Genomic DNA, 3,252 nt, shown 5'->3' on the forward strand with positions numbered 1-3,252 from the left:
CTTCATGATCTGGCCTGGGATTTGTCGCGGGGGTCCAGAAAAGAGAGGTCATAAGGGGGCGGTCGTCCGACCTGTCTGGCCAGTTCGTTGACCTCTTTCTTCAGTTCGATCATCTGCATTTCACGCCCCACGCTCAACCGATGGAAGCGCTCAAGCTCTGCGGCGCGTTGTTGGATGGCTTCCTCCGCCCTTTTGCGTTCAGTGATGTCGCGAACAAAGGCGCTGAAAAACCATTCGCCATTGCGCTCCACAGGGGCGATCGCCAGTTCGACCGGAAACTCCCGCCCGTCTCGATGGAGCGCCACGATTTCAATACGCTTGTTCAACATCGGGCTGGGGCTGCCGGCAAGGAACTGCTTCAAGCCGCGCCTATGCTGCTCACGGTACCGCGGCGGGATGATCGTTTCAGACAGAAGACGCCCGGTGATCTCCTCGCTTGACCACCCGAAGGTCGTTTCGGCCTGGGCGTTCCAGTTGGTGATGTGTTCCTCCGCGTCCATGGTGATCACCGAGTCGAGCGCCGTGTCGATGATCAGGCGCATGCGTTCTTCTCCTTCACGCAACGCCTGCACGACCAATTTGTGTTCGGTCACATCCACCGCCACGCCCAAAACGGCCGGCTCCCCCGTGCCGGGTGCGGCGAAGGGAATTTTCATGGTCTGGAGAATGCGTGTCCTCCCGGTGGAGTCCGTCAACCGCTCCTCGGGAATCAACTTCGGCCGACCGCTGGCAATCACTTCCCGGTCGTCTCTCATGAACGCCTCGGCCTGAATCCGGTCGGTCAACAGATCCAGGTCGCTGCGGCCGACCATTTGCTCGGGCGTCAATCCGTTGGCTTCAGCGCAGGCGCGGTTGACGAACAGGTGGCGGCTGTTTGAGTCCTTGGCGAAAATGAAATGCGGCACAAGGTCAATGACCAACCGCAGCAGATGCTCGTTCTCCCGCAGTGATTCTTCGACCCGGCGGCGCTCGCGGCGCACTTCCGCCTCCCGTAATTCGCGTTGCACCGCGGGCACCAGACGCGTCGGTCTGTCCTTGAGCAAATAGTCGTGTGCTCCTCGCCTCATCGCCTCGACAGCGGTCTCCTCGCCGACCGTCCCGGAAACGAGAATGAACGGGACATCCGGTTGCCGATCCCTGACGAGGCCCAGCGCGGTCTGCCCGTCGAATCCCGGAAGGGTGTAATCGCTGAGGATGAGGTCCCACTCCTGTTTATCAAGCGAAGCGCCCAGGCTGGCGGCAGAATCTACGCGCTCGTAGGTCACATCATAACCGCCGCGCCGCAATTCCTGGATCATCAACAATGCGTCGTCTTCTGAATCTTCGACAATCAATACCTTAAGTGGCGAAGACATTTGCGCTCGCTGCGTTTGGCGGCTGGTCCGTTCTCCGTCGCTGCGGTGCTCCTCTTACCCATGGGGTGTCGAACGTCTCGTGGCACCAGCTCACGTCATTCTTATAGCAGATCGTTTGGGCAGCGCCCAGTAAAAATCCGATTCCGTTAAAACTTGCCGGAGGAACGCGGTGGCTGAAGTGTCGAACGTCCACGGGCTTCGCGACGATGCAGGCGTCGGTGGCCTCGCGAGCCCGGCCGGCACCCTGGTTGAGATCCCGCTGGTTTGCCGCGTCCGATCTCGCTCATGACAGCACCCCCTCACATGGTTCGGCGATTTTCGACCGGGAAACCGGCGCGTTCGGTCCCGTCCCTGACAACCGCGGCGCGCGCGCTTCAAGCGCGTCAATCAACCTTTTCTCGTCGATTGGCTTGGAGATGTAATCGTCCATGCCGGTCGCCAGGCATAATTCCCGGTCGCCCTGCATGGCGTTGGCCGTCATCGCGATGATTCGCGTCGGCGGCAGTTTTTTCGCGGCTTCAAGTTCGCGGATTTTTCCGGTGGCTTCGTAGCCATCCATGTCCGGCATCTGGCAATCCATAAGAATGATCGGGTAAGAGCCACGTTGCCAGGCCTCCACCGCTTCCGCGCCATTGTTCACCGCATCCACCCGATAGCCGAGTTTTCGCAGTTGAAGAACGGCGACCATTTGGTTGACGCGATTGTCTTCGGCGAGAAGGACGCGAGCGCCATCCAGACCCGCGGACGGAGCTGTCGGCGCCGGTTTCCCGCCGGGACATTCAGGTAAGGCGGGCGCGACGGCATTGCCAGGCGCAGTCTTGTCAACCAGTTTGGCCAGGCAATTGTACAAGTGCGCGGACTTGATCGGCTTTGTCAGCCAGTTGCAGATGCCCGCGCGGCTGAGCAACGTCTGATCAGTGTTCTGGCAGAATGAACTGAGCATCACCAATCGGGCATCCGCGAGTTGTGGATTGGATTTGATCTCCCGCCCTACCGCCAGGCCATCCATCTCCGGCATCAGGAAGTCGAGAATTACGAGCTGGAAAGGATGACCCGCCGATGCCGCCCGGCGCATTTTTCGCAACGCCTCGGCCCCGTTGCTGGCGCACTCCACCCGCATCTGCCAGCTTCCCAACATATGGCGAATGACCTGTCGATTCGTGGCGCTGTCGTCCACCACAAGCGCCTTGATTCCCGCCAGCGCATTTTTTTTCTTTGCATCCTCGACGCCCGACGACCGTTGCCTGGCGAGACGAAGCGTGAACCGGAACGTCGAACCGTTGCCGGGGCTGCTCGTGACGCTGATGCTGCCGCCCATCAAATCGACGAGCTTGTGACAAATCGCCAGTCCCAGGCCGGTTCCGCCAAACCGCCGCGTCGTGGACGCGTCCGCTTGCGTAAACGATTGAAACAGTTTTTTTTGAGTTTCTTCTGACATCCCAATACCTGTGTCCCGCACGGAACAACTTATTTCGATTTCCTGGTTGGTTTCATTCAACCGGGAGACCTCAACGAATACTTCGCCTTTTTCCGTGAACTTGACGGCGTTGCTCACCAGGTTGAGAAGAATCTGGCGCAGTCGCGAAGGATCGCCGACCAGCCGAGTCTCGACGTCTTGCGCGATAAGGCAGGTGAGTTCAAGCCCCTTGTCCTGCGCCCGCGGCGCGAGGAGCTCCACGGCGTCCTCCACGATCTGCCGCAGATTGAGATTCACACTTTCAAAGATCAGCTTGCCCGCCTCGATCTTGGAGAAATCCAGAATGTCGTTGATGACACGCAACAAGGCGTCGGCACTGGTCTTGACCGTCTGAGCGAACCCCCTTTGGACGGCCGTAAGGTCCGTGTCGAGCAATATATTGGTCATGCCGAGAATGCCGTTCATCGGCGTGCGGATTTC

General features: G+C 59.5%; 2 protein-coding genes. Both read right to left on the bottom strand.

All coding sequences use genetic code 11. The features are described from left to right. Positions 1-2: 2 nt before the first annotated feature. Entirely contained in the window at positions 3-1,355 is a 1,353-nt protein-coding gene (locus VN887_13470) for a PAS domain S-box protein (protein ID HXT41015.1), read from the bottom strand. A 283-nt stretch (positions 1,356-1,638) separates the two neighbouring features. Continuing rightward, positions 1,639-3,252 (bottom strand): response regulator (locus tag VN887_13475; GenBank protein HXT41016.1); only part of this gene is annotated, 1,614 nt, incomplete at its 5' end.

The organism is Candidatus Angelobacter sp. (genome assembly GCA_035607015.1).
Taxonomy (GTDB): Bacteria; Verrucomicrobiota; Verrucomicrobiia; order Limisphaerales; family AV2; genus AV2.